The sequence below is a fragment of the Streptomyces sp. ATCC 21386 genome, assembly GCF_018728545.1.
Classification (GTDB): Bacteria; Actinomycetota; Actinomycetes; order Streptomycetales; family Streptomycetaceae; genus Streptomyces.
Window position 1 is genome coordinate 7,848,311 of sequence record NZ_JAAVVL010000001.1, and the last position, 25,995, is coordinate 7,874,305.

The 25,995-nt window shown below is 71.3% G+C and carries 21 protein-coding genes; 9 read left to right on the forward strand and 12 right to left on the reverse strand.

The window, feature by feature from the left end:
- Positions 1-149 precede the first annotated feature (149 nt).
- Complete coding sequence (locus GWK25_RS33660; RefSeq protein WP_215455326.1) at positions 150-1,664, forward strand: condensation domain-containing protein; 1,515 nt, start codon at positions 150-152, stop codon at positions 1,662-1,664.
- A 142-nt stretch (positions 1,665-1,806) separates the two neighbouring features.
- On the opposite strand, the gene GWK25_RS33665 is transcribed toward GWK25_RS33660, so the two are convergent.
- Complete coding sequence (locus GWK25_RS33665; protein WP_215455327.1) at positions 1,807-2,160, reverse strand: hypothetical protein; 354 nt, start codon at positions 2,158-2,160, stop codon at positions 1,807-1,809.
- A gap of 217 nt (positions 2,161-2,377) precedes the next feature.
- On the opposite strand from GWK25_RS33665, the gene GWK25_RS33670 reads away from it, so the two are divergent.
- Together GWK25_RS33670 and GWK25_RS33675 are read left to right on the forward strand one after the other, a co-directional pair.
- Positions 2,378-3,691 carry an NAD(P)/FAD-dependent oxidoreductase gene (locus GWK25_RS33670; protein ID WP_215455328.1) on the forward strand — a complete coding sequence of 438 codons (1,314 nt, stop codon included), beginning with the start codon at positions 2,378-2,380 and terminating at the stop codon, positions 3,689-3,691.
- Between the two features lie 132 nt (positions 3,692-3,823).
- The gene (locus GWK25_RS33675; RefSeq protein ID WP_215455329.1) at positions 3,824-4,762 is read left to right on the forward strand and encodes a sigma-70 family RNA polymerase sigma factor; all 939 of its coding nucleotides are present in this window, start codon (positions 3,824-3,826) and stop codon (positions 4,760-4,762) included.
- A 108-nt stretch (positions 4,763-4,870) separates the two neighbouring features.
- Here the strand turns inward: GWK25_RS33675 and GWK25_RS33680 are convergent, their stop codons facing one another.
- The 5 genes from GWK25_RS33680 to GWK25_RS33700 all read right to left on the reverse strand — a co-directional run bounded on the left by GWK25_RS33680 (position 4,871) and on the right by GWK25_RS33700 (position 12,982).
- Positions 4,871-7,171, reverse strand: coding sequence for an FtsX-like permease family protein (locus GWK25_RS33680; RefSeq protein ID WP_215455330.1), 2,301 nt, complete (start codon positions 7,169-7,171; stop codon positions 4,871-4,873).
- Positions 7,168-7,848 (reverse strand): ABC transporter ATP-binding protein, encoded by a 681-nt coding sequence (locus GWK25_RS33685; protein WP_215455331.1) that lies wholly within the window; start codon positions 7,846-7,848, stop codon positions 7,168-7,170. Before GWK25_RS33685 ends, GWK25_RS33680 begins: the two co-directional genes overlap by 4 nt.
- 69 nt (positions 7,849-7,917) lie before the next feature.
- Positions 7,918-8,337, reverse strand: coding sequence for a hypothetical protein (locus GWK25_RS33690; RefSeq protein WP_215455332.1), 420 nt, complete (start codon positions 8,335-8,337; stop codon positions 7,918-7,920).
- A 291-nt stretch (positions 8,338-8,628) separates the two neighbouring features.
- Positions 8,629-11,376: a pyruvate, phosphate dikinase gene (ppdK, locus tag GWK25_RS33695; RefSeq protein ID WP_374200655.1), complete on the reverse strand. Its 2,748-nt coding sequence runs from the start codon at positions 11,374-11,376 to the stop codon at positions 8,629-8,631.
- 406 nt (positions 11,377-11,782) lie between these two features.
- Positions 11,783-12,982 carry an ROK family protein gene (locus tag GWK25_RS33700; protein ID WP_215457789.1) on the reverse strand — a complete coding sequence of 400 codons (1,200 nt, stop codon included), beginning with the start codon at positions 12,980-12,982 and terminating at the stop codon, positions 11,783-11,785.
- 188 nt (positions 12,983-13,170) lie between these two features.
- On the opposite strand from GWK25_RS33700, the gene GWK25_RS33705 reads away from it, so the two are divergent.
- Positions 13,171-14,784 carry a trehalase family glycosidase gene (locus GWK25_RS33705; RefSeq protein ID WP_374200656.1) on the forward strand — a complete coding sequence of 538 codons (1,614 nt, stop codon included), beginning with the start codon at positions 13,171-13,173 and terminating at the stop codon, positions 14,782-14,784.
- The gene (locus tag GWK25_RS33710; RefSeq protein ID WP_215455334.1) at positions 14,781-16,721 is read left to right on the forward strand and encodes a glycogen debranching N-terminal domain-containing protein; all 1,941 of its coding nucleotides are present in this window, start codon (positions 14,781-14,783) and stop codon (positions 16,719-16,721) included. Before GWK25_RS33705 ends, GWK25_RS33710 begins: the two co-directional genes overlap by 4 nt.
- A gap of 105 nt (positions 16,722-16,826) precedes the next feature.
- On the opposite strand, the gene GWK25_RS33715 is transcribed toward GWK25_RS33710, so the two are convergent.
- Both GWK25_RS33715 and dusB read right to left on the reverse strand, forming a co-directional pair.
- Positions 16,827-17,954: a polysaccharide pyruvyl transferase family protein gene (locus GWK25_RS33715; RefSeq protein ID WP_215455335.1), complete on the reverse strand. Its 1,128-nt coding sequence runs from the start codon at positions 17,952-17,954 to the stop codon at positions 16,827-16,829.
- Between the two features lie 89 nt (positions 17,955-18,043).
- Positions 18,044-19,198 (reverse strand): tRNA dihydrouridine synthase DusB, encoded by a 1,155-nt coding sequence (gene dusB / locus GWK25_RS33720; RefSeq protein ID WP_215455336.1) that lies wholly within the window; start codon positions 19,196-19,198, stop codon positions 18,044-18,046.
- Positions 19,199-19,299: 101 nt separating this feature from the next.
- On the opposite strand from dusB, the gene GWK25_RS33725 reads away from it, so the two are divergent.
- Positions 19,300-20,745 (forward strand): MFS transporter, encoded by a 1,446-nt coding sequence (locus tag GWK25_RS33725; protein ID WP_215455337.1) that lies wholly within the window; start codon positions 19,300-19,302, stop codon positions 20,743-20,745.
- A 48-nt stretch (positions 20,746-20,793) separates the two neighbouring features.
- Here the strand turns inward: GWK25_RS33725 and GWK25_RS33730 are convergent, their stop codons facing one another.
- On the reverse strand, positions 20,794-21,762 hold the full coding sequence (locus tag GWK25_RS33730; RefSeq protein WP_251829153.1) for a helix-turn-helix domain-containing protein: 969 nt from the start codon (positions 21,760-21,762) through the stop codon (positions 20,794-20,796).
- 101 nt (positions 21,763-21,863) lie between these two features.
- On the opposite strand from GWK25_RS33730, the gene GWK25_RS33735 reads away from it, so the two are divergent.
- Together GWK25_RS33735 and GWK25_RS33740 are read left to right on the forward strand one after the other, a co-directional pair.
- Positions 21,864-23,342 carry an MFS transporter gene (locus GWK25_RS33735; protein ID WP_374200657.1) on the forward strand — a complete coding sequence of 493 codons (1,479 nt, stop codon included), beginning with the start codon at positions 21,864-21,866 and terminating at the stop codon, positions 23,340-23,342.
- A 143-nt stretch (positions 23,343-23,485) separates the two neighbouring features.
- Positions 23,486-23,692 (forward strand): hypothetical protein, encoded by a 207-nt coding sequence (locus GWK25_RS33740; RefSeq protein WP_215455339.1) that lies wholly within the window; start codon positions 23,486-23,488, stop codon positions 23,690-23,692.
- A gap of 47 nt (positions 23,693-23,739) precedes the next feature.
- Here the strand turns inward: GWK25_RS33740 and GWK25_RS33745 are convergent, their stop codons facing one another.
- Positions 23,740-24,144, reverse strand: a complete 405-nt coding sequence (locus GWK25_RS33745) for an SRPBCC domain-containing protein (protein ID WP_215455340.1) — start codon at positions 24,142-24,144, stop codon at positions 23,740-23,742.
- A gap of 41 nt (positions 24,145-24,185) precedes the next feature.
- Positions 24,186-24,863, reverse strand: coding sequence for an ABATE domain-containing protein (locus tag GWK25_RS33750; RefSeq protein WP_251829154.1), 678 nt, complete (start codon positions 24,861-24,863; stop codon positions 24,186-24,188).
- A gap of 21 nt (positions 24,864-24,884) precedes the next feature.
- On the opposite strand from GWK25_RS33750, the gene GWK25_RS33755 reads away from it, so the two are divergent.
- Positions 24,885-25,349: a VOC family protein gene (locus tag GWK25_RS33755; protein WP_215455341.1), complete on the forward strand. Its 465-nt coding sequence runs from the start codon at positions 24,885-24,887 to the stop codon at positions 25,347-25,349.
- A gap of 37 nt (positions 25,350-25,386) precedes the next feature.
- Here GWK25_RS33755 and GWK25_RS33760 read toward each other — a convergent pair whose 3' ends face one another.
- Positions 25,387-25,977, reverse strand: a complete 591-nt coding sequence (locus GWK25_RS33760) for a TetR family transcriptional regulator (RefSeq protein WP_215455342.1) — start codon at positions 25,975-25,977, stop codon at positions 25,387-25,389.
- Positions 25,978-25,995: the final 18 nt, after the last annotated feature.

A 25,995-nucleotide genomic window follows, 5' to 3' on the forward strand; every position in this document is an offset into this window, starting at 1 on the left:
CCGCCATTGACTTGACCAAGAAATCCGACACCCAACGCTCACCCCCCTTCATTTACCTCCCCCACCCCTGATCCACCCCCCACCTGATTCACCGCTCGAATACTCCCTCGACTTCCCCCCCCCACAAGTCATGAACAGAAAGCCCCCGAGTGCTGCAGATCCCCTTCTCCGACGCCACCATCGAGCCCGGCACCGTCATCTCCTGGTCCCTCCATACGAAGCGCGCCGCAGCAATTTCACTCACATCGGCCTCGTTCAACCAGGACAAGCACCACTCGTCGTCCGAGGCCACCCGGAGCACGAGCGACGGAATCGCCAGCTCGATCACGGTCACCTTCGAGATCACGGGTGAGCTGGACACCAAGGCCCTCGCAGCGGCGCTCCTGCTGCTCGTACGGCGCCACGAGGTGCTCCGCTGCGAGTTCCAGCGGCTCGCCGGCGACCTGAACTGCACGGCGCTGGCGCCCGATTCCATCACCCTGGAGGCGGAAGAGGTCGGCCGGTTCCACAACGGGGACGATCTGCACACCCACCTCGACAAGACGTTCAAGAGCATCGACACGCTCTCCTGGCCGCTGTTCCTCATGGGCGCGGTGGTCCGGGACAACGGCGCGACGGTCTACCTCTGCTTCGACCACATCGTGTGCGACGGCCTGTCCATGCCCGTCGTCGTGAACGAACTCCAGACCTCGTACGCCGCTCTGTCGGCGGACCGCACCCCCGAACTCCCGGCGGCCGCGAGCTACTTGACCTTCGGTGACGACCAGCGACGCCGCTACGCCGCACTCCGCCCCGACGACGACCGCCTGCGCTACTGGAAGGACTTCATCCGCGGCAACGGCGGGTTCTTCCCCCGCTTCCCCTTCGACCTGGGCGTACCGGAGGGTCACCTGTACCCGCTGGTGAACCGGGCCCTCCCCCTGCTCGACCCGCACCGCACCGACGCCCTGGCGGCGGGCGCCCGCGCCTCGGGCGGCAGCGTCTTCACCGCCGTACTGGCGGCCGCGGCGACGGCCCAGCACCGCTTCGGGGGGCCGGGGGTCTACCGGGGCCTGCTCCCCATCAGCGAACGGACGGACGAGGGCCGGGGCGAGCATGGCGGGGTGAACGCGGGGGAGGCCGACGGTGCTGCCGACGAGGCGGCCGGCGGGGCTTCGAACCCTTGGCAGCACTCGGTCGGCTGGTTCGTGAACACGATGCCGATCGAGTTCCGGGTGGGCGAGGGCGGCACGGACCACGCCACCACGATCGCGCGGGCGCGCACGGCGTACGGCGCGTTGCAGCGGCACACGGACATCCCCTTCGTGCGGGCGTGGGAGCTGTTGGCACCGGAGACCTTCGCGTTGCACCACTGGCCGTTCCCGGTGAACTTCTTCTCCTACATCGACTTCCGCAGAACTCCCGGCGGCCTCCAACACCCGCTCTGGAAGCCCAAGTTGCACGTGTGGGCCGCCCGGGGCAACGGCATCAGCCACTGGTTCCACCGCACGGCCACCGGGCTCCACGTCAACATGCTGCACGTGGACACACCCCAGGCACACGAGATCGGCGACGCCCTCCACGAGGAACTCGTACGCGTCCTACGGGAGATCGCGGGCGAGCGGGACAGCGTGCCGGTCCCCATCCCCCGCCCCTCACGGGCAAGGCCCGCCGTGCGGAGCTGACCGACGACGAGGGACTGATCGTCGTCGAAGGACTGGTCGTCGTCGAGGGGCAACGGGGGCACTGCTGGGCCCCCCGCCGCCCCTCGACGGCAGTCACCGCGACTGCCGGGGCCGCCGCGCACGGGCCTCGCGGCGGCCGCGCTCAGTGGAACTCGTGCACGACCTCGATCTCACCCACGAGGTGCGCGTTGAACTCCTCCAGCTCCTCCGCCGGCACCCAGAGTTCGAGGATCGTCCTCCCGCCGGCCTGCCGCACCGGGTACCGCCGCAGGAAGTCGGTCTCGACCTCGAACCGGGTGACGTAACCCGCCCCGTCGTGCTTCACGTTCCAGTCCCGCGCGATCTTGACGGCGTACTCCTCGTCGAGCACCGGGTAGAAGATCGGCTGCTCAGGAAGCCGGGGCGGCCAGGCGCGCCATCCCGCCTCCCGCACCAGCCGCAGCTCCACGGGGCCGGTCGGCCGCCACAGGGTCGTCGTCTCTCGCTGCCCGCTCACGGAACGCATCACTCTCCGAACACGGCGACCGCGGTTCGGCCCGCCGGGCGGCGACACTACCGACCCCCCGGTGGGCGAGGCACGCGAAATAATCCCCGCGCCTCTCCCGGACTCACCGACGCACCGCGCCTCCGTGATCCACGTCACACCTGACTCCTGTCAGGAATCGGGGCGCCATCCCGTTCAGGAGGCACGCGAACGAGACAGGAGCATCGACATGAAGCACCGCATCGTCGTCCTCGGCGCCGGATACGCCGGGGCCTTCGCCGCCGGGAACCTGGCCCGTCGGCTCTCCCCCGCCGACACCGAGATCACCGTGGTCAACGCCGCGCCCGACTTCGTCGAGCGAATGCGGCTCCACCAGCTCGCCAGCGGCCAGGAACTCACACCCCGCCCGCTCGCCGACGTGTTCGCCGGCACCGGGGTGAGGCTGCGCGTGGCGCGCGTCACCGGCATCGATCCGGAGCGGCGGACGGTCACCGTGACGGAGGAGACCGGCGCGACGGGGACGATCGGGGCGGGCCGGGCGCTCAGCGAGGCGGGGTCGGAGGCAGGGTCGGAGGCGGAGGCAGCCGGCGAGGCCGGGGACCGCGAACTCCCGTACGACACCCTGCTCTACGCGCTCGGCAGTTCCGTGTCCCACCATGGCGTCCCGGGTGTGGCCGAGCACGCCTACGACGTGGCCGGCCGGTCCTCGGCGTTGCGGCTGCGTCAGCGCCTGGCCGGGTTGGGCGAGGGCGGCACGGTGCTGGTCGTCGGCGAGGGGCTGACCGGCATCGAGACCGCCACCGAGTTCGCCGAGTCCCGGCCCGACCTCTCGGTCGCGCTCGTCGCCCGCGGGGAGCTGGGCGCCTGGCTGTCCCCGAAGGCCCGCCGGCATCTGCGCCGGGCGTTCGACCGGCTCGGTGTCACCATCCACGAGCACACCACGGTCGAAGCCGTCGAGCCGACACGGGTGATCACCGCCGGCGGTACGCCCATCCCGGCCGACGTGACGGTCTGGTCGGCGGGGTTCGCCGTGCACCCGCTCGCGGCCGCCGCCGGCCTGCGGGTCGCCGAGACCGGTCAGATACTCGTCGACCGCACCATGCGCTCGGTGTCGCACCCGGACGTCTATGCCGCCGGTGACTGCGCCTACGCGATCGGGGACAACGGCCGCCCGCTGCCGATGTCCTGCGCCTCGGCCGGCTACACCAACATGCAGGCGACCGCCGCGATCATCGCGCGTCTGACGGGCCGCGAGATCCCGACGGTCGGGCTGAAGTACCACGGCAACCACATCAGTCTCGGACGGCGGGACGCGATCTTCCAGATGGTGGACGAGAAGGTCAGGTCGAAGTCCTGGTACCTGGGCGGCCGAACCGCCGCGCGCCTCAAGGCGGGCGTGCTCAACGGGGCGGCGCTGGGCATCGCCCACCCGACCTTCGGAGTACCGAAGCGACGGCAGCGGTTGGCCGCCGGGGCCGAACGGGGTGGAGTGAGTGCGGCGGGGGTGGGCGTGGAGGCCGCCGGTGCGAACTCCGCGGCGTGAGGACCCTGGTGCAGAGGTCCTCCTGCGAAAGCCCTGCTGAGGCCCTGTTGTGCAGGCTTGTTCGTAAGTCCCTGTCCTGGAGGCGCTGTTGTGAAGGCCCTGTTGTGAAGACCGCCGCATAGGCTCCTGTGCATGGACACCGCAGCCATCGACCGATTCGAGGCCGGCCGGGGACGGCTGGCCTCGCTCGCGTACCGTCTGCTCGGTTCGGCGGCCGACGCCGAGGACGCCGTGCAGGACGCGTTCCTGCGCTGGCAGGCCGCGGACCGGGACCACATCGAGGTACCGGAGGCATGGCTGACGAAGGTCGTCACCCATCTCTGCCTCGACCGTCTCCGCTCGGCGCAGGCCCGCCACGAGCGGGCGGCCGGGGACTGGCTGCCCGAGCCGCTCCTCGAAGGCGACCCCATGCTCGGCCCCGCCGAGACCGTGGAGCAGCGCGAATCGGTGTCCTTGGCCGTACTGACCCTCATGGAGCGCCTCTCACCGGTCGAGCGAGCCGCCTACGTCCTGCGCGAGGCGTTCACGTATCCCCACGCCGAGATCGCCGGGATCCTCGACATCACCGAGTCCGCGAGCCAGCAGCATGTGCACCGGGCCCGGCGCCGGGTCGCCGCCGAGCGCCGCGGCGGCGTCCCTGCGGATCCGGCGACCGCGCGCAAGGTCGTGGAGGAGTTTCTCGCCGCGGCCACGTCGGGGCGCACCGAACGGCTGGTGGAGCTGCTCACCGCCGACGCGGTCGCGGTCTCGGACGGGGCCGGGCTGGCCAGGCGGCTGCTGCGCTACCGGACGCCCGAGCGCATCGCGTCCCTCGTGCGGGCCGGCTTCACACCGAGTGCGGCGAAGCGGCGGATGGCGGGTGGCAACCCCACGATGCACCTCACGCTGCTCAACGGTTCCCCGGCCGTCGTCGCCGTGGTCGAGGGGCGGGTCGTGGGGGCGGTGGCGTTCGACGTCGCAGGCGGCAAGGTCGCGTCCATGTGCGGGATCGCCGCCGCGCACCGGCTGGGTCGCCTGAACGAGGAGTGGCAGCGGTACGAGCCGGGGGCGCCGATCGCCAGCGCGTGGTGATCGGGGGTGCGGCGCGCCGGGGCCGCCGACTCGGGCCGGGACGGGCCACAGCGGGCAGGCGGCGCTCCCTTCGGCGCGCCGCCTGCCCGCTGTGGCCCGTCGCTTCGCTCAGTCCCGCCGGATCAGCTCCGGATCGATACGACGCCCGACGAGCGGCAGCGCACCGACCGCTGCCACGGCGACCGCGCCGAGGGCGCAGGCCAGCAGCAGGGGGATGCCGGCGCCGTCCCAGTAGACGGCGCCGCCGCCGGTCACGAGGTAGCTGGACTCGGCGAGCTTGCCCAGCACCACGGCGAGGGCGAGCCCGACGGCCAACGGCACGACCACCTGGGCGACTTGCACGGCCCGGAGCGTACGGGGCCGGGCCCCGAGCAGCGAGAGCGCGGTGACCTGGGGTTTGCGCTCGACGGCGCGGTCGGTGGCGGCTACGAGGTACGCGGCAACACCGATGACGAGGCCCAACACCATGCCGATGCCCAACAGGCTCTTCACCACGGTGATCTGCTGCAACGAGGTGACGACGACCCCCGGCGTCCCGACCTTCGTGGTGGGGTCCACGCCGCCGATGCCGTCGAGTACGGCTCGGACGGTGTCGGGGGACGAACTGCTGAGGAGGATGAGGGTGGCGACGTCGGGGCGGTGGTGAGCGGGGACGGCGGAGGGGGGGAGCAGGACGGAACCGCTGTGGAAGACCGTGAGACCTACGTCGTCGCTGTACCGGAGGACCTCACGCGGCACCTGCACATGCATGACACGGCGCTGCCCGTCGCGCCGGAGGTCGAACGGGAAGCGGGCGCCCTTCTCGGGCAGCTCGGTCGCGACCTGCTGCGGGTCCCACAACAGCAGGGGCCGGCCGTCCACGCAGCCCTCTGCTTTCCGCACCATGCTGCGCAGTTGCTCGCATGTGGCGACCACCGCTTCGAGGGTCGGACTCCAGCGGCCGACATCGGAACTCGACCGCGACTGCATGATGACCGCGTGCCCTCGGACACCCTTCACCTCCTCGTATGCTCGCTGGCGCTCGGCCGTGGTGCCCGCGAGCGAGATGTCGTACGTCTGGACGGGGGATGTGTTCTTCGAGACCTGGTCCAACTCAATCAGCACCCCCTGCACCAGCGACGCCGCGAAGACCAGGACCACCAGCCCGGTCGCCACCCGCAACGCGCCGCCGGGTTCCACCTCGTTGCGCCGCATGGCCAGGCCGAGGGAGACCGAGCCGGTGGCGCGGGCCACCCTCTGCGAAATGGTCCGGGAGAAGACCGGCAGCATCATCACGAGCCCGATGCCGACCAGAACGACGGCGAGGGGCATGAGGATCGAAGAAAGTGAGGTGTCCCGGGGAGCGTTGTCCGTCACTCCGGCAACGCAGTACGCGATCACGATGCCCATACCCGGGACCAGGGGAAGCAGCCCCCACTTGCCGGGCGCCCTCTCGGCGGCACTCCGCCGCACGGCCAGCGGGTTCGCCGCCGCTTTGCGTGCACTGGCGCGGCCGACGAACCAGGCGAGGGCTGGGCAGCCGACGAGGCAGATCAGGGCTGTGGACAAGGACAGCGCGCCATCGGAGGGGTACCACTTGAAGCCCGGCACACCCACCCGAGAAATGAGCTGATTGGCGACCTCGTAGAGACCCAGGCCAAGCATGGCCCCCAGCAAGGCTGCCGCCACAGTTTCGGCGGCGTTGACTCTCTGCGTGCCTTTCCTGCTCAGCCCCAGCAGCCGCAGCGCCGCCAGCCGCCGGGTACGCGCGGCGGCGGAGAGCCGGGCGCAGACGGAAAGAAAGACAGCCAGCGGCAAGAGGACGACGCCCGCGAGGGTGAAGCGGACGATGTCGAGCGTCGAGGGCTCCACTGTCGGCCAGTCGGCTTCCTTCCTGCCGAAGAACGCCACGGGATCGCTGCCGCCCTCCAGCTCGTCGTGGTCGACACCGACGTACGCGTACAACTCGTCAGGATGAGCCAGCCCTTGAGCACCGATGGCCCCTCGCTCGTCACCTGGAAGGAGTTGGGCCAGACCTGGCTCTTGCTGCAGTACCTCACGCAGTCGTGGCGAGAGGTACAGCTCACCCGGAGCGGGGAGTTCGCTCAGACCCGGGGGCGGCTCGACGGACTTGCCGCCTCGGGCGAGGAAGACCCGGGTCAAGGGTTCCGAACCGTACGGGTCCGTTCTGATCAGTTCGAAGGAGCTACCTTCAGGCACGAGGCAGGCGAATCGCTTCGGATCCTTGAGGCAACCCGGTTCGCGCGCCGCCTTACGCCCGTCCTGCGCCGCCAGAATCCCAGGGATCGCAAGAACTATGGCCAGGCAGCCTACTCCGACGGCACTACCCGCGACCATGAGCAGGAAGCGCACACGACTCCCCCTACCGGCACCCATCAACAGCCGCAGCCCCAGGGCCAGTTCTTTCACGAGACTTCCCTCACCTGAGCCGAGAGAACTCCGTCGCGCATCGTGTAGCGACTGTCCGCACGGGCCGCCACCTCGCAGTCGTGCGTCACCAGTACCACTGCCGTTCCCTGCGAACGGGCGAGAGCCAGGAACTCCTCGAGTACCGCGGCGGCATTGACACTGTCCAACGAACCGGTCGGCTCGTCGGCGAATACCACGGCGGGGCGATGCACCAGAGCGCGGGCCACCGCAATGCGCTGGCTCTGCCCTCCTGACACCTGTGAGGGTCGACGCTCTCGCAGGTCCGCGAGACCGAGGCGGCCCAACACCTCTCCGGCTGCGGCCAGGGCCTCCTTCTTACGCTGTCCGGCAAGCCGCAACGGAAGCGCGGTGTTCTCCTCAACCGTCAACTCGGGCAGGAGTTCGCCGTATTGGAAAACGAATCCGAACCGTTCCCGGCGAAGCTCGCTGAGCGCCTCGTCGTCGAGATCGCCGAGAGAGCGCCCCTCGAAGCGGACTTCCCCCCTGGCCACCGGCAACACTCCGGCCAAGCAGTACAACAGCGAGGACTTACCCGAACCGCTCTGTCCGGCGATCGCCGCGACCTCCCCCCGGCCCAGGACGATGTCGGCGTTGCGGACTGCGGGAGTCTCACCATAGAGAAGGTCGACTCCCTTGGCGCACAGTACTTCTGACATCTTGATCTCAATCCCTCAGAAGAGCACGAGCCCAGGCGAAGACGCCTGGGCTGTGGATGCCGGGTGGGCTCAGTCGAGTACGTACGAGAAGCTCTCGGTGGGCGAACAGTTGTCCGGCCTCAAGGAGCCCCGGTCTCGACATACACGGAGTTCCGCGTTGTCCGTGTACTGCTGCGCGCCGCTCCAGTCGGAGTGGTGCACGCGCACCGTGCGCCGCTGCTTCCCGTAGTACCGGGCCCAGCCATGCCCCTCGACCCTGACCTGCACATATACGTTGTGGCCGTCATCGGCGTCGTCGTCCTTCAGCAGCCCGGACCACTCGAAAGACCCGTGATTGGTCCCAGGCGGGTTGAACTTGTAGTGGCCCTGCAGGAATTCGACGCCTCGTGTATCGAGATGCGGAATGGATCCCTTCTGCGCCGCAAGCGCCACCCCCGCCCCCGTGAGAAGCAGCCCCGCAGCCACAACCCCGGCCATCGCCCTCTTCATGTGAACCTCCGTGTCATCGGCAGCCCCAACAACCACCGTGAATCACGGACTGTAATGGTGCGAGCACACAAAGAAACGATCGATCAACCCCACCACCACCGAATCAGGTGATCTTGAAGCGCAAGAGGCTCCGAAGGATGCACAACCCACCCAAAACCAAACCCAGAAGGCGGCACCCCCCGCACGGGGTGCCGCCTTCTGTTTCGTGGGCCGGAACCGCCGCCCATCGGTGAGGGTCGGTCGGGGACGAGCGGCGGTTCCGGGGTCTGGACGCGGCGTGGCCGCCGGAGGCTACCGGTGGTCACTCCCCGTCGACTGCGAGGCCGCGCGGCCCGCCTCCAGGCGGGCGACCGGAATACGGAACGGGGAGCAGGAGACGTAGTCGAGTCCGACCTCGTGGAAGAAGTGGACGGACTCCGGGTCACCGCCGTGCTCACCGCAGACGCCGAGCTTGAGGTCGGGGCGGGTCGCCCGGCCCGCCTCCGCCGCCAGCTTCACCAGGGAGCCCACGCCGTCCTTGTCGATCGTCTCGAACGGCGACACCCCGAAGATGCCCTTCTCCAGGTACGCCGTGAAGAAGGACGCCTCCACGTCGTCGCGGCTGAAGCCCCACACCGTCTGGGTCAGGTCGTTCGTGCCGAAGGAGAAGAACTCCGCCGCCTCCGCGATCTGACCGGCGGTCAGCGCGGCCCGCGGCAGTTCGATCATCGTGCCGATCGACAGCTTCAGCGTCACGCCCGTCGCCGCCTCGACCTCCGCGATCACCGCGTCCGCCTCCTCGCGGACGATCTCCAGCTCCTGGACCGTGCCCACGAGCGGGATCATGATCTCGGCGCGCGGGTCGCCCTTCGCGTTCTTGCGCTCGGCGGCCGCCTCCGCGATGGCGCGGACCTGCATCGTGAACAGACCCGGGATCACCAGGCCCAGGCGTACGCCGCGCAGACCCAGCATCGGGTTCTGCTCGTGCAGGCGGTGGACGGCCTGGAGGAGACGCAGTTCGTTCTCGTGCGGCTCCTGGCGGGACTCCGCGAGGGCCACGCGGACCGACAGCTCCGTGATGTCGGGGAGGAACTCGTGCAGCGGCGGGTCCAGGAGACGGATCGTGACCGGGAGGCCGTCCATCGCGGAGAAGAGTTCGACGAAGTCCTGCTTCTGCAGCGGGAGCAGGGCCCTCAGGGACTCCTCGCGCTCCGCCTCCGTGTCGGCCAGGATCAGGCGCTCGACCAGCTCTCGGCGGTCGCCGAGGAACATGTGCTCCGTACGGCACAGGCCGATGCCCTGGGCGCCGAAGCGGCGGGCGCGCAGCGCGTCCTCGGCGTTGTCGGCGTTGGCGCGCACGCGGAGTCGGCGCTTGCGGTCGGCGAAGGCCATGATCCGGTGGACGGCCTCGACCAGTTCGTCGGCGTCGTTGGCGCCGGCGTGCATCCGGCCCTCGAAGTACTCCACGACCGGGGAGGGGACCACGGGCACCTCGCCCAGGTACACCTTGCCGCTCGAACCGTCGATGGAGATGAGATCGCCCTCCTCCACCACGTGCCCGCCCGGCACCGTCATCCGGCGACGCTTGGTGTCGACCTCCAGTTCCTCCGCGCCGCACACGCACGTCTTGCCCATGCCGCGCGCGACGACGGCCGCGTGGGAGGTCTTGCCGCCGCGCGAGGTCAGGATGCCCTCGGCCGCGATCATGCCGTCGAGGTCGTCGGGGTTGGTCTCACGGCGGACCAGGATGACCTTCTCGCCCGAGCGCGACCACTTCACGGCCGTGTACGAGTCGAAGACCGCCTTGCCGACCGCCGCGCCCGGGGAGGCGGCGATGCCGCGGCCGACCTGGGCGACCTTCGCGTCCTCGTCGAAGCGGGGGAACATCAGCTGGGCGAGCTGGGCGCCGGTGACCCGCTGGAGGGCCTCCGCCTCGTCGATCAGGCCCTGGTCCACCAGCTGCGTCGCGATGCGGAAGGCCGCACCCGCGGTGCGCTTGCCGACGCGGGTCTGCAGCATCCACAGCTGGCCGCGCTCGATGGTGAACTCGATGTCGCAGAGATCCTTGTAGTGGTTCTCCAGGGTCTCCATGATCTGCATCAGCTGGTCGTACGACTTCTTGTCGATCGACTCCAGCTCGGCCAGGGGGACGGTGTTGCGGATGCCCGCGACGACGTCCTCGCCCTGGGCGTTCTGCAGGTAGTCGCCGTACACGCCCTGGTGGCCGGAGGCGGGGTCACGGGTGAAGGCGACACCGGTGCCGGAGTCGGGGCCCAGGTTGCCGAAGACCATGGAACAGACGTTGACCGCCGTGCCGAGGTCGCCGGGGATGCGCTCCTGGCGGCGGTAGAGCTTGGCGCGGTCGCCGTTCCAGGAGTCGAAGACGGCCTTGATGGCGAGGTCCATCTGCTCGCGCGGGTCCTGGGGGAAGTCCCGGCCGGCCTCGGTCTTGACGATCTTCTTGAACTTGGTGACGAGCTTCTTGAGGTCGGCCGCCTCCAGCTCGGTGTCGACCGTGACCTTCTTGGCCGCCTTCGCCGCCTCCAGCGCCTCCTCGAAGAGGTCGCCGTCGACGCCGAGCACCGTCTTGCCGAACATCTGGATGAGGCGGCGGTAGGAGTCCCAGGCGAAGCGGTCGTCGCCGGCCTGCTTGGCCAGGCCCTGGACCGACTTGTCGGAGAGGCCGATGTTGAGGACCGTGTCCATCATTCCGGGCATCGAGAACTTCGCACCGGAGCGGACCGAGACGAGGAGCGGGTCGTCGGCCTGGCCGAGCTTCTTGCCCACCTTCTCTTCGAGGGCGACGAGATGGGCGGTGACCTCGTCACGGAGTGCCGCGGGCTCGTCGCCGCTGTCGAGGTAGACCTTGCAGGCCTCGGTGGTGATGGTGAAGCCGGGAGGCACGGGGAGCCCGAGGTTGGTCATCTCGGCGAGGTTCGCGCCCTTGCCGCCGAGGAGGTCCTTGAGGTCCTTGTTGCCTTCGGTGAAGTCATAAACAAACTTCACGCCCTCAACGCTCTGAGCTACGTGGCCTACGTGGGGATCTTTGTTTTCCGACACAGGTCCCAACTCCTTGAGGACGCGGTGGCTGCCCTGACGGCCAGGAACATACCCAGATCGAAGGCACCTGGGTACGTCCACTTGCGCGTCATGCGCCTGTAACCACCCGTCCGCCAAGAGATCGAAAGTCAAAGCTTGGCAAGGAAGACGGCCGGAATGTGTTCACCTCTTGAAGGGGGCAAGTCCCACCTGCCCCTCATTTCGCTCACATGAGCGGCTATCGACACGCCTGAGTTCGCTCGATGAACGATCAAAGGGTGGCACCCAGTGCCACCCCTTGAAGTCGCAGAACCGCCCGCGATTCGCTCATCTGAGCGGAACACCTATCAGGGGTGGCGAGAATCACGCAGTTCGAGGGGGCCCGATTTCACCATGCGGACCGCTCCACGGGACGGAAACGCCTCCGTCACACCCCGAGCGCCACCAGCCGCTGCTCGGCCCGCTCCGGCGCGTAGAGGTGCTCGACGACCAGCGCACCCGCCCCCACCAGCCCCGCCCGCTCCCCCAGCTTCGAGGTGACCACGTCCAGATGGGCCGTGGAGCGGGGCAGCGCGCGCTGGTAGAGCAGCTCGCGGACGCCCGTGAGGAAGGGGGTTCCGGCCAAATCGCCGGCGATCATCAGGACACCGGGGTTCAGCAGGGTCACGACCGTCGCCAGGACGTCCCCGACGGCCCGGCCGGCCTCCCGCGCGAGGGCCGTCGCCCCCGGGTGGCCGGCGACCAGCAGATCCCGCACATCCGAGCCGGAGGCCGCCGGAACCCCCGTTTCCGCCAGCCGTCGGGCCACGGCTCCGCCGCTCGCGATCGCCGCCAGACACCCGTACGAGCCGCACTTGCACAGCGCCTCCGCGCCCTGCGGGACCCGGATGTGGCCGATGTCCCCGGCACCGCCGTCCACGCCCCGGAATATCGAGCCGCCGACCACGACGCCGGCGCCGATACCCGTGGAGACCTTGACCAGCGCGAACGCCGCGCAGTCGGCGTATCCCGCGCGCTGTTCCCCGTACGCCATGAGGTTGGCGTCGTTGTCGACGAGGACCGGTGTCCCGGCGGGGCCGTTCGCGTGGTCGGCGAAGGCGCGGGCCAGGCGGCCTCGTATGTCGTAGCCGTCCCAGCCGGGCATGATCGGCGGCTGCACCACGCGGCCTGTGTCGATGTCGACCGGGCCGGGGACCGCGAGGCCGATCCCGCAGACGGCGTCGGCAGGGCGGCCCGCCTTCTCCAGCAACTCGGCGAACCAGCGCCCGAGTTCGTCCAGGACGGCGTCGGGGCCCTCCTCGACGAGCAGGACACCGGCGTGCTCGGCCTGGATCTCGCCGGTCAGGGAGAGCACGGCGGCGCGGGCATGGCGGGTGTCGAGGTCGGCGGCGAGGACGACCGCGTGCTCGTCGTCGAACTCCAGGGTGATGGAGGGGCGGCCGCCGAGCGGCGAGCCGACCGGGCCGCCGGCGCCCTCGCGCAGCCAGCCCGCGCGGAAGAGCCGGTCCAGGCGCTGGCCGACGGTCGCCCGGGAGAGGCCCGTGGCCTGCTGGAGCGCGCCCCGGGTGGTGGCCCGGCCGCTGCGGACCAGCTCCAGCAGATCTCCTGCCCCCGCGTGACTGCCCACCTTCACGGCCCTTCGCTCATGTCGTCCTCGATGCCGCCATTGTCGTCGGCCCTGTCGGAATTACTTCCCCCGCACCCTCTTGCGCTCACCAACTCTGCATTACATATTGAGTTTTGCGTGTTAAGTAGACGTAACCCTACGGTAGCTACTGCCGAACCGGTCGGCACCTTGTCCTCAGGGAGCCCTGCGTGGACCGCACTACCCAGCTCACCGCCCGTCGACCAGGCATGACAGCCCGTGCCTGGGATCACGTATACGATCCGCCGGGTTCACCGCACCGCGCGGCGGCCGAGGTGCTGGCGGCCAACTGGACCGGGCGGTCCACCGTGCCGTCGCGGACGCTGTATCCGCACCAGTGGTCCTGGGACTCGGCGTTCATCGCGATCGGCCTGCGGCACGTCTCGCCGCTGCGGGCGCAGACCGAGCTGGAGACGCTGCTCGCCGCGCAGTGGGGGGACGGGCGGATCCCGCACATCGTCTTCAACCCCTCGGTGCCGCTGGACGCCTACTTCCCGAGCCCCGACTTCTGGCGCTCCTCGACCGCGGGACGCGCCGCCGGCGCCCCACGCGCCACCGAGACCTCGGGCATCGTGCAGCCGCCGGTGCACGCGCTGGCGGCGTGGCTGGTGCACCGGGCCGACCCGGAGCTCTCCAGGGCGCGCGGCTTCCTGGCCCGGGTCTATCCGGGGCTCGCTGCCTGGCACCGCTATCTGCTGGACCGCCGTGACCTCGGTGGTGGCGGGCTCGCCTCGGTCGTCCACCCCTGGGAGCAGGGCATGGACAACAGCCCCGCCTGGGACGCGCCCCTCGCCCGGATCACCCCGGCCCCCGCGCGCTCCTTCCGCCGCGCCGACCTCGACCACGGCGCGGCCGAGGACCGGCCGACGGATCTGGACTACGGGCGGTACGTGCGACTGGCGGTGGACTACCGCGACGCCGGCTACCGGGACCGGGTGGGTGAGCGTGCGGGCGAGCGGCTCGGGGGGAGGAGCGGGGCCGGAGAGGCGGAGTTCGCCGTCGAGGACCCGGCGTTCAACGCGCTGCTCATCGCCTCCGAGCACGCCCTCGCCCGGATCGCGAAGGAGTTGGGCGCATCGGGGACGGCCCGGCACACGCGCGCCGAACGGCTGACGGCGGCCCTGGTGGAGCGGCTGTGGGACCCGGCGGAGGGCATGTTCCTCTGCCGCGACGTCACCACCGGCGCCCTCATCCCCGAGCGCGGCGTCTCCGGCCTCGTCCCGCTGCTGCTCCCGGGTCTGCCCCGGGACATCGCCGCCGCCCTCGTCCGCACGATGCACGGCCCGCACTTCGGGCTCGGCGACACCACCCTGCTGGTGCCGTCGTACGACCTGACCGGCGAGGCCTTCGATCCGCACCGCTACTGGCGCGGGCCCGCCTGGTTCAACACCAACTGGATGCTGGAGCGGGGACTCAGGCTGCACGGCGAGGGAGGGCGGGCCGACGCGCTGCGTACGGCGCTGCTGGAGACGGCGGTGGCGTCCGGGTTCGCCGAGTACGTCGATCCGTACACCGGCGAGGCGTGCGGAGCGGCCGGCTTCGGCTGGACGGCCGCGCTCGCCCTCGACCTGCTGCACCGGGACGACCACGGCCACCCGCCCGCCCGCGAGCGGCCCGCCCGGGAACGGCACCACGCGCGGCACCACGCCACCGGCGAACTCGGGATCGGCAGGGAGGCGGCCGGGTTCGGCACGAGTGGGGACAGGTCCGGCACGGGCGGGACCGTGTTCGGCACGGGCGAGGCCAAGTTCGGTTTGAGTGACCAGGGAGGGGAACGGGGATGACGGACCGGCATCACCTGCTCGTGCGCGGCGGGACGTTCGCCGCCGTGGGCGACGGCGGCGACATCAGCGGGGTGCGGGGCGGCAGTTCACCGGACGGGCTGTTCGTCCGGGACGCCCGGCATCTCAGCAGGTGGCAGCTGACCGTCGACGGCGCGGTTCCCGAGACGCTCACACCCGTCGCGGACGGTGACGTCGCCCGCTGCGTGCTCGTGCCCCGGGGCGGACGCCGGGAGCCACCCGCGTACACGCTCTTCCGTGAACAGGCCGTCTCCGACAGCGCGTTCGTGGAGACGCTGCGCGTCACCAGCAACCGGCCGGTGGCCACGACGGTCCGGATCGCGATCACCGTCGACGCCGACTTCACCGACCAGTTCGAGCTGCGCTCCGACTTCCGTACGTACGCCAAGATCGGTGTCGTCCGCAGGCGCGAAGTCCTGGACGACGGGGTGGAGTTCAGCTACCGGCGCGGCGAGTGGCGGTCCTGCACGACGGTGACGACCGAGCCCGCCCCGGACGGTGTGGAGGAGACCGGGACGGGGGCGCGGCGCCTCGTCTGGGCGCTCGATGTCGCGCCGCACGGCTCGGCGGAGCTGACCTGCCGGGTGATGGCGCGGACGCACGGTGACCGCCGGGCCCTGCGGGTGCCGAGCTCCCCTGCCGCCGTGCACGAACAACTCCGTCGCCTGGAGGACGAGTTCGTGGAGGGCGTGGCCTTCCCCACGGGTTGGCCGGAGCTGGCGGCCGCGTGCGAGCGCGGTCTCGCCGATCTCGCCGCGCTCCAGGTCCCGGCGATCGGCCCGGACGGGGAGACCCTGCGGGTGCCCGCCGCCGGGGCGCCCTGGTTCCTCACCCTCCTCGGCCGGGACGCCCTGCTCACCTCTCTCTTCACGCTCCCCTACCGGCCGGAGCCGGCGGCCGCCACCCTGCTCGCGCTCGCCGCCGCCCAGGCGACCGAGGTCGGCGTCGACTCGGTGGCCCAGCCCGGCAAGATCGTGCACGAGGTGCGGCACGGCGAGCTGGCGCACTTCGGGCAGGTCCCGTACGGCCGCTACTACGGCTCGGTGGACGCGACCCCACTCTTCCTCGTGCTGCTCGGCACCTACGTCGAGCAGACCGGGGACGTCACCCTGGCCCGCCGCCTCGAACGCCACGCGCGGGCCGCGATCGGCTGGATGCTCGACCACGGCGGCCTCACCTCGCGCGGCTACCTCGTCTACCGCGCCGACCAGGGCGGCCTCGCCAACCAGAACTGGAAGGACTCCCCCGGCGCGATCTGCTCCGCCGACGGCGGCCGGCCCGCCGGCGGGCCGGTGATGGCGGCGGGCGCGCAGGGCTACGCGTACGACGCGCTGCGCCGCACCGCCGTGCTGGCCCGCACGGTCTGGGAGGACGAGGTGTACGCGGCGCTCCTGGAACAGGCCGCGGGTGACCTGCGCGACCGGTTCCAGCGGGACTTCTGGATGCCCGGGCACGAGTTCCCCGCGCTGGCGCTGGACGGCGAGGGAGCGCAGGTGGACGCCCTCGCCTCGGACGCGGGGCACCTGCTGTGGTCGGGGCTGCTGGACAAGGAGTACGGGAAGCTGGTCGGGCGGCGGTTGCTGGAGCCGGACTTCTTCTCCGGGTGGGGCGTGCGGACGCTGGCCGCCGGGCAGCCGGCGTACCACCCGTTGTCGTACCACCGGGGGTCGGTCTGGCCGCACGACAACGCGCTGATCACCTTGGGTCTGGCGCGGTACGGGCTGCACGACGAGGCGCGGGCGGTGGCCGCCGGCATGGTGGACGCGGCGTCGACCGCCGGGCACCGGCTGCCGGAGGTGCTGGCCGGGTACGGGAGGGAGACGCATCCGGTGCCGGTGCCGTACCCGCACGCGTGCGTGCGGGAGGCGCGGTCCGCGGCGGCGCCACTGGCACTGCTGACCGCGGTGGGGGGTGCCTAGTACCTCGGGGGCGCCTGGTGGCTCAGGGGCGCCCACTGGTTCGGGACTTCGGGTGCGTCGGCGGGTGCGGGTGCGTGGGGCTTCTCGCGCCGTTCCCCCCGCCCCTCACGAGTCGCTGAGGCCCGCCAGCAGTCGTCCCGCCCTCTGCCTCGCCTCCGCCTCCGTCCACGCCCACTCCGTGGTCGGGGGGCGGTGGGTCGTCCAGGTGTCCCAGTAGCTGCGGGCCTTGCCGTAGCGGTCGGCGAGCAGGACGTGGGGGAGGCCCAGGAGGAGGGCCAGGACGTGGCCGTGGAGGCGGTCGGTGACCGTGATCCGGCCGGCGGTCAACAGGCGGCAGCCGCGCGTGAGTTGGAGGCGGGCGAGGCCGTCGTAGGCAGCGAGGAGAGCGGGGACGGCACCGGGCGGGTCGCCCGAGGCGGCGCGGCACAGGGCGCGGGCTCTGCTCCGCCACAGCGCCTCCTTGGCCCTTCGCCAGTCGGTGTCCTCGCCTTCCCGGGTCCAGTCGAAGACGTACGGGCCGCCGCGCTCCTTGCGTGCCGTGCCGCGCCCGGCGGGTGGGCCCTTCGCCGACTCCTTGTCCTCCCTGGCCAGCCAGACGACGTCATGGGCGACCGCGCCGCCGGTGAGCGCGTCCGGCGGCACGGCGAAGGCCAGGTCGGGGGCGAGCAGCGAGGGGGCCTCGAAGACGGCACGGCAGCGGTGCAGGCTGTGCCGGTCGCGCAGCAGCAGGGTCAGGTCGGGGTGTGCGTCGAAGACACGGCGGGCGCGGGTGAGGTTGGCGTGGTCCGTGAAGTGCACGGACTGGGGCAGTTGGACGATCCGGCGGTCCGGGAAGTCACGCAGGACCTGTTCGCGCAGGAGCTGGCTGTCCTCCCACAGGTCACCGAGGGTGCCGCCGCCCGTCAGCATGATCGGGCCGTCCGGGAGGCAGGCCGCCAACTGCCCGGCGTCGTACGACATCAGGTCGCAGGCGTAGCGCACGTCGGCGCCGAGCGCGGCCAGCAGGGCGCGCTGGCCGAGCCAGATCGCGCTGTCGCCGACGTTGGAGTTGAGCGGGGCGCCGATGAGCGCGCACCTGGTGCCGGCCGGGACCAGCCGGTCCAGGACGGTCAGGACGTACGAGACGTAGTGGGCGCAGTGCGGGACGTAGGACGGGGGCGCCGGGGGTTTCCGCGTCGGCCGCTTCGAGGGCGTCTTCGTCGGCTTCTTCGGGGTCTCATCGGCTCCGCACACCAAAAGGCGCTACCCGGACATTTCCACACTCATTCCGAGATGACGGAAACCGGCCGCACAACGACCGGAACGCCGACAGAAGCGGGCAACTACCCCCCGGACGTGTCCAGTTCGGCGTCCTCGCCCACACCCGCACAGTCGTAGGGGTCCTTGAGCCAGCCGTCGGGCAGGACGACGCGGTTGTTGCCGGAGGTGCGGCCGCGCGGCCCGTCGGCACCGACGGGCCAGGGCTGGTCGAGGTCCAACTCGTCGAGTCCCGAGCGGAGTTCGGCGAGGGAGGAGGTGATGGCGAGCCGCCCCCGCATCTCGGAGCCGACGGCGAAGCCCTTCAGGTACCAGGCGACATGCTTGCGGAAGTCGACGACTCCCTTGGACTCGTCCCCGATCCACTCGCCGAGCAGGGTGGCGTGCCGGACCATGACGTCGGCCACCTCGCGCAGCGACGGACGCGCGATGTCCTCGGTACGCCCCTCGAAGGCCGCGACCAGGTCGGCGAACAGCCACGGCCGGCCCAGGCAGCCGCGCCCCACGACCACTCCGTCGCAGCCGGTCTCGCGGACCATGCGCAGCGCGTCCTGGGCGGACCAGATGTCGCCGTTGCCGAGGACGGGGATCTCGGGGACGTGCTCCTTGAGGCGGGCGATGGCGTCCCAGTCGGCGGTGCCGCCGTAGTGCTGGGAGGCGGTGCGACCGTGCAGGGCGATCGCGGTGACGCCCTCCTCGACGGCGATCCGGCCGGCGTCGAGGTAAGTGATGTGGTCGTCGTCGATGCCCTTGCGCATCTTCATGGTGACCGGGAGGTCGCCTGCGCCGCTCACGGCCTCGCGGAGGATGGCGCGCAGCAGGTTCCGCTTGTACGGGAGGGCCGAGCCGCCGCCCTTGCGGGTCACCTTGGGGACCGGGCAGCCGAAGTTGAGGTCGATGTGGTCGGCGAGGCCCTCCTCCGCGATCATGCGGACGGCCTTGCCGACGGTCACCGGATCCACGCCGTACAGCTGGATCGAGCGCGGCTTCTCCGTCGCGTCGAAGTGGATCAGCTGCATGGTCTTCTCGTTGCGCTCGACCAAGGCCCGCGTGGTGATCATCTCGCTGACGAACAGCCCCTTGCCGCCGCTGAACTCCCTGCACAGGGTGCGGAAGGGCGCGTTGGTGATCCCGGCCATCGGGGCCAGGACTACGGGCGGGGTGACGGTGTGCGGGCCGATCCGCAGGGGGGCCGGGGCGAGGGACACGGGCGTGGACATTCCCCCATTGTCACGCACCCGGACGCATGCTCGCCGCGCGCCGCCGCGCCTCGCCATTCATTAGTTAGGCGCACTATTGAATCGGGCGTACGATGGGGCGCATGCCCGAGCTCAGTCGCCGTCACCGTCTGCTGGTGCTCGCGATCTGCTGCACCAGCCTCCTGATCGTGAGCCTGGACAACACCGTCCTGAACGTCGCCCTGCCCTCCATGCAGCGCGACCTGAACGCGAGCCTCGCGGGGCTCCAGTGGACCATCGACGCCTACACCCTGGTACTGGCCGCGCTGCTGATGCTGGCCGGCTCCACCGCGGACCGGATCGGCCGCAAACGGGTCTTCATGGCCGGGCTGGTCGTCTTCGCCGTCGGCTCCCTGCTGTGCTCGCTCGCCCCGAACCTCGAATCGCTGGTCGCCTTCCGGATGGTGCAGGCGGTCGGCGGCTCCATGCTCAACCCGGTCGCGATGTCGATCATCACCAACACGTTCACGGACCCGCGCGAGCGGGCCCGGGCGATCGGTATCTGGGGTGCGGTGGTGGGCATCTCGATGGCCGCCGGGCCCATCGTCGGCGGACTGCTCGTAGAGTCGGTCGGGTGGCGCTCGATCTTCTGGATCAACCTGCCGGTCGGTCTGGCCGCACTGCTGCTGACCTGGCGATACGTCCCCGAGTCCCGCGCCCCCAAGGCGCGCCGCCCCGACCCCGTCGGCCAGCTGCTCGTCATCGCGCTGCTCGGCTCCCTCACCTACGCGATCATCGAGGCACCGACCGCGCCGGTCGCCGAGACCCTCGCCCTCGGCGGTGTCGCGCTCGCCGCGTTCCTCGGCCTCCTCCGCTACGAGCCCCGCCGCACGGAACCCCTCATCGACCTGCGCTTCTTCCGTTCGGCACCGTTCAGCGGGGCGACGGTGACCGCGATCAGCGCGTTCGCCGCGCTCGGCGGCTTCCTGTTCCTGTCGACGCTGTACCTGCAGAACGTCCGGGGCCTCGACGCCCTGCACGCCGGCCTGTGGATGCTTCCCATGGCGCTGCTGTGCTTCGTCTGCGCGCCGATCTCCGGGCGGCTGGTCGGCAGCCGGGGCCCGCGTCTGCCGCTCCTGATCGCCGGGGTCGCGATGACCGCGAGCGGGGTGCTCTTCGCCGCGTTCGAGGCCGAGACCGGCGACGTCACCCTCGTCATCGGCTACGTCCTGTTCGGCCTCGGCTTCGGCTTCGTCAACGCGCCCATCACCAACACGGCCGTCTCCGGCATGCCGCGCGCCCAGGCCGGGGTCGCCGCCGCGGTCGCCTCCACCAGCCGCCAGATCGGCCAGACGCTGGGCGTCGCGGTGATAGGCGCGGTGCTGGCGGCGGGCATCGGCTCCTCCTCGTACACCGCCTCCTTCGTCGCGGCGGCCCGCCCCGCCTGGTGGATCGTCGCGGTGTGCGGCTTCGCCGTCCTCGTCCTGGGCGCGCTCACCACGGGCGCGTGGGCACGGGAGACCGCGGCGCGGACGGCGAAGCGGCTGGAGTCCCCCGAGGTGAGGGATGCGGCGGGAGTGGGGTCGTAGGGGCGCGGGGAACTGCGCGAGAAGCCCCACCGGGCCGCACCTTGTTCTCTAGCAGTCCCCGGTCCTCCCCCACTCCTTCTCCTTGTTCCTCTCCCTCTCCCTCTCCTTCTCCCTCTCCAGGGCCATCGCGTGCAGTTTCTCCATGCGGTCGCGGGTCTCGTCGTCGACCGGTACGTACGTCACCATGCGCGGGCCGGGGCGGGGGCCGAGCCAGAGGTCGGTGTGGTCCACGTCGAGGAGGCCGACGTGGGCGTTGCGGTACTGCTTGCGCTTGTTGAAGGTCTCGACCACCTCGTGCCGCTCCCACGCCGCGCGGAACTCCGCGGACTCGGCACGCAGCCGCTTGAGCAGGGTCTTCCAGGCCGGGTCGGTGAGATGGTCGGCCATCGCGGCGCGCAGCTTGCCCGCGAGGAAGCGGGTGGTCTCCTCCAACTGCACCATGGAGGCGCGCCATTGTGGATTGGTGTAGGCGAGGATCATGAAGTTCATGTCCTCGGGCGGCACCTCGGACAGGTCGCAGAAGAGCAGTCCGAAGGTGCGGTTGTGGGCCAGGAGGTCGTAGCGGCTGTTCTGGATGGACGCCGGGATCGGTTCCAGTTGTTCCAGCAGGGCGTACTGGGCGTCGGTGATCGTGTGGCACCGCGTCCCCGGCGCCGGGTCGGCGGCCCCGGCCAGGTTGAAGAGGTGGGCGCGCTCGCCGGGGTCCAGGAGCAGGGCGCGGGCCAGGGCGTCGAGGACCTGGCCGGAGACATGGATGTCGCGGGCCTGCTCCAGCCAGGTGTACCAGGTGACACCCACCGCGGAGAGCTGGGCGACCTCCTCGCGGCGCAGCCCCGGTGTACGCCTGCGGCGCCCCCGGGGCAGGCCGACCTGCTCGGGGGCGATGTGCTCGCGCCGGTGGCGCAGGAAGGCGGCGAGTTCGTGCCGCCGGATCACCGACTCGGGTGCGGCGGGCGGACGTTCGGGCGTCCCGGTCCGGGGGTGCGCCGTCGTCTCCGGTGCGGACGTGGTCGTCATGCCTCCAGGGTGCCGCCGCGCGGATCCTGTTGCCAGGTAGCGCCAGTACCAGGATGAAGAGACTCTGGTACCAGTCTGAGCGGCGCGCGAACCTTGCCCATGTGACCGAGAGCCTTGCGACACCGACACCGACACCGACACCGACACCGACACCGACCTCGACCTCGACCCAGTCCGGCACCCCTTCCCCCGGCTCCCCCGTCGCCCTGAGCGACCTCGGGCTCTTCACCGTCCTGCTCGGCGCGGCGCTGCCCCTCATCGACTTCTTCATCGTCAACGTCGCCCTGCCGACGATCGGCCGGGACCTCGCCGCGAGCGAGGCCGTGCTGGAGCTCGTCGTCGCCGGGTACGGCGTCTCGTACGCCGTGCTGCTGGTGCTCGGAGGCCGACTGGGCGATCTGTTCGGTCGGCGGCGGCTGTTCCTGTGGGGCATGGCCGCCTTCGGGGTGACCTCGCTGGCGTGCGGGCTCGCGCCGGACGCCTGGACGCTGGTCGCCGCGCGGGTCGCGCAGGGCGCCGCGTCCGCCGCGATGCTCCCGCAGGTGCTCGCCACCATCCAGTCGGCGACGGCCGGCGCCCGCCGGGCCCGTGCGATGAGCCTGTACGGCGCCACGGCGGGGCTCTCCATGGTGGCCGGGCAGATCCTGGGCGGGGTGCTGGTCTCGGCCGACCTCGCCGGCACCGGCTGGCGGTCCGTCTTCCTGGTGAACGTGCCGGTGGTCGTCCTCGGTCTGCTCCTGACCGCCCGCGCGGTGCCCGAGACCCGCTCGGCCCGCCCCGAGCCGGTGGACGGCCCCGGCACGGTCCTGCTGGCGGTCTCCCTCCTGACACTGCTGGTCCCGCTGACCGAGGGCCGGGCGGCCGGCTGGCCCCTGTGGACCTGGCTGGGGCTGGCCGCGTTCCCGTTCGCCGCGACCGCCTTCTACCTCGTCGAGCGGCGCGCCGACCGTCTCGGCCGTACGCCGCTGGTCCCGCCGAGCCTGTTCCGGCTGCTCTCGCTGCGGCGGGGGCTGGTGATGATCCTGCCGTTCTCGATCGGGTTCAGCGGGTTCATGTTCGTGATCGCGGTGGCACTGCAGGAGGGTGCCCGGCTCGGGCCGACGGCGGCAGGGCTGGCGCTCTCCCCCATGGCGGTGGTGTTCTTCGTTCTCTCGCTGGCCGGGCCGCGACTGGTGACGCGGTACGGCACCCGCGTGGTGACGGCGGGCGGTCTGGTCCAGGGCGTGGGTCTCGCCCTGGTCGCCCTCGCCGTGGGGCGGGCCTGGCCCGAGCCGGACTGGCCGCTGCTGCTCAGTGGCGTGGCGGTCGCGGGCGGCGGTCAGGCGCTCCAACTCCCCATCGTCTTCCGGATCATCCTCTCCGAGGTCCCGCCGACGCGGGCCGGTGTCGGCAGCGGCGTGATGATCACCACCCAGCAGTCGGCGCTGGCGCTGGGCGTGGCGACGCTCGGCTCGCTGTTCCTCGGGCTGGTGCCGGGGATGGGGATGCGGGACGCACTGGTGACGACCCTGCTGGTCCAACTGGCCGGAGTGGCCCTGACAGTGGGCCTGAGTCTGCGGTTGCCGCGTGCGGTGGGGTGACCCCGGGCAACGGGGAGTCGTCGCCGAGTGGCTGAGGTAACGCCTGGGACAACTCCGCGGTCGATCCCCCCTGTTGATGTTGGTCTTGCAGCACACTCCTCACGGGCCTCACGAACCTCGCGGACCGTACGGCTGGAGACGTCATGCAGCAGATCAACACGAGCAAGGTGACCCGCTGGGACCAGCACGGCCGGGAACACACCGTGCGGGTCCAGCGCTCGGGAGTGCAGCGCACGATCAGATGCGACACGTGCGGCTGGCGGCGGGGCGCGCAGTTCCTGCCGTGGCTGAAGGCCGAGGAACACCTCGCCGAGGCCCACCAGGCGACGGTGGACCCGACGGACTCGTGACCGCCGAAGGTCCCACGGGCGACCGCGGTTCCTGAGGCCCCTGCCCGTCAAGCCAGTTGGTCGAGTGCCTCCGCGACCCGGTCCATCACATGCTGCCAGTGGGCCCGTTGGCGTTCCCGTTCCTCCGGGCCCGCCATGTGCTCCTGGTGGAAGACGAGCACCGATCTGCCGCCACCGGCCGCCGAGACGGCGACCTGGACGGTCGTGTCGCCGTAGGTGACGCGGATACGGTCGCCGGGGCGGTAGCCGCGCACCTCGCCCGTGGCGCCCGCGTCGGTCTCGTACCCGGCGCCGCGCTCGGGAGTGAGCCGCGCCCCGGCCCCGAGCCACAGCTCCAGCCCGCGCGGCCCGCTGATGAACTCCCATACGGTGGCGGGCGATTGGGGCAGGGTGCGGGAGACACCGACCTGCCATCCGGCGTCCTTGGTGAGTCCGGTGGATCGAGCGGACATGGGGATCACCCTCTCTGGGACTTCTGCCGTTTGCCGTTTCTCTAGGACTTCTGCCGTACGCGGTGGGCGCGGACCTTGTGGCGGTTGCCGCAGTGCTCCATCGAGCACCAGCGGCGGCGGCCGGGGCGTGAGGTGTCGACGTAGAGGAGATAGCAGCGGTCGCCGGCGCACATCCGGACGCGTTCCGCGTACGGACCGGTGAGGAGGTCGACGGCGTCGCGGGCGACGGTGGACAGGAGCTGCGCGCCGGTCGCCGGGCCGGTGGCCCAGCCCCGGGTGCCGTCGGCACGGATCGCCGGGGCCAGCGGGGGGCGGGCCGCGGCCTCGTTGACGAGGTCCAGGTCGGTGGTGTCCGCCGGGGCGATGCCCAGCTCCGGGAGTCCGGCGCCGCCGACGACGTGGGAGACGACCGTTCGGGTCAGCGCGTCGCGCAGCCGGCGGGCGTACGCCACGTCGTCCGCCGTGACGTGGAGGGTGGGGGGCGTGGGGGTGAGCCGGGACTGCTCGACCCATGTGAGCAGGTCACCGGGGGTGTGCAGCACCTCGTGGCGGGTCAGGGCGCCGGGGCCGCCGGTGACGAGCAGTTCCAGGCACAGGGCGCCCGGATCGAACCGGTAGACGTTCCCGGAGTAGGAGCGGAGGCGGATGCCACGCGCTGCCGAATCTCCCGACACTCCCGACACCCCCTGCGCGGCCGATGCCCTGGACGTCGTACCCATGTAACCAATATAACCGGTTACATGGCTTCGACCACCGCACTGAACTGGAAACTGGTCATCGACACCCGGGACGCCCAGCCCCTGGCCGACTTCTGGGCCGCGGCGCTCGGCTACGAGGTGGAGGACCCGAGCACCCTGATCACCCATCTCCTCTCCACGGGCGACCTCCCCGAGGCGGCGGTGGCCGAGCACCACGGCCACCGCGTCTTCCGCGGCTACGCCGCCGTGCGTCACCCCGACGACCCGTACGACCCCTTCACCGGCATCGGCAAGGGCCGCCGTCTCCTCTTCCAGGACGTCCCCGAGCCCAAGACGGTCAAGAACCGCCTCCACATCGACGTGCACGCGGGCCCCGACGGCCTGGAGGCCCTGGCCACCCGTCTGGAGACCCTGGGCGCCACCCGCGTCGAGGAGTTCGACCGGGGCCCGGCGGGTCACTGGTGGGTCATGCGCGACCCGGAGGGCAACGAGTTCTGCGTGGCGTAGGCCGCGCCGGCACGGCGCCCCGGGCAGGACAGCGGCGTCAGCGGGCGCGCAGCCCCCGCGTCACGAGGTCCACGACCGCCTCGAACTGGGCCTCGATGTCCGGCTGGAGCCAGGTGGGGGCGTACGACGGGTCGTGGAAGCGGGCGGTGGCGTGGAAGACGGCCCGCGCGGTACGGGCCGGGTCGGTGGGCGCGAACGTCGAGGCGTCCACACCGGCGCGGACGATGTGCGCCAACTGGCCCGTCAGCTCGGCGATGTGGGCGCCCACCGCCTCGCCGTTCTCCTCGGTCAGGACCTGGTACGTGGCGAACAGCTCCGGGTCGTCGCCCGCCTTGCGGCGCTTGGCCTCGAAGAGCGCGGCCAGCCAGGCGCGCAGCCGGGCCTCCGGGTCGCGGTCCTCGGCGGCGAGGGCGGTCAGGGTGGCCGTTGTACGGTCCAGCCAGCGCTTGGTCACCGCCTCTCGCAGCAGCGCCTTCGTCCGGAAGTGGCGGTAGACGCTGCCGTGGCTGACGCCGAGCGCGCGGGCCACGTCGACCACGGTGGCCTTGGCGGGCCCGTGGCGGCGCAGGACCTCCTCGGTCGCTTCGAGGATGCGCTCGGCGGTCAGGATCTCGGAGGTCGGTGCCATGGTGGGAACCGTACCCGG

Coding starts and splice junctions, on each gene's coding strand:
- GWK25_RS33670 (WP_215455328.1), top strand. CDS start 2,378: ATGAAGCACCGCATCGTCGTCCTCGGCGCCGGATACGCCGGGGCCTTC.
- GWK25_RS33675 (WP_215455329.1), top strand. CDS start 3,824: ATGGACACCGCAGCCATCGACCGATTCGAGGCCGGCCGGGGACGGCTG.
- GWK25_RS33685 (WP_215455331.1), bottom strand. CDS start 7,848: ATGTCAGAAGTACTGTGCGCCAAGGGAGTCGACCTTCTCTATGGTGAG.
- GWK25_RS33690 (WP_215455332.1), bottom strand. CDS start 8,337: ATGAAGAGGGCGATGGCCGGGGTTGTGGCTGCGGGGCTGCTTCTCACG.
- GWK25_RS33710 (WP_215455334.1), top strand. CDS start 14,781: ATGACGGACCGGCATCACCTGCTCGTGCGCGGCGGGACGTTCGCCGCC.
- dusB (WP_215455336.1), bottom strand. CDS start 19,198: ATGTCCACGCCCGTGTCCCTCGCCCCGGCCCCCCTGCGGATCGGCCCG.
- GWK25_RS33725 (WP_215455337.1), top strand. CDS start 19,300: ATGCCCGAGCTCAGTCGCCGTCACCGTCTGCTGGTGCTCGCGATCTGC.
- GWK25_RS33730 (WP_251829153.1), bottom strand. CDS start 21,762: ATGACGACCACGTCCGCACCGGAGACGACGGCGCACCCCCGGACCGGG.
- GWK25_RS33740 (WP_215455339.1), top strand. CDS start 23,486: ATGCAGCAGATCAACACGAGCAAGGTGACCCGCTGGGACCAGCACGGC.
- GWK25_RS33745 (WP_215455340.1), bottom strand. CDS start 24,144: ATGTCCGCTCGATCCACCGGACTCACCAAGGACGCCGGATGGCAGGTC.
- GWK25_RS33750 (WP_251829154.1), bottom strand. CDS start 24,863: ATGGGTACGACGTCCAGGGCATCGGCCGCGCAGGGGGTGTCGGGAGTG.
- GWK25_RS33755 (WP_215455341.1), top strand. CDS start 24,885: ATGGCTTCGACCACCGCACTGAACTGGAAACTGGTCATCGACACCCGG.
- GWK25_RS33760 (WP_215455342.1), bottom strand. CDS start 25,977: ATGGCACCGACCTCCGAGATCCTGACCGCCGAGCGCATCCTCGAAGCG.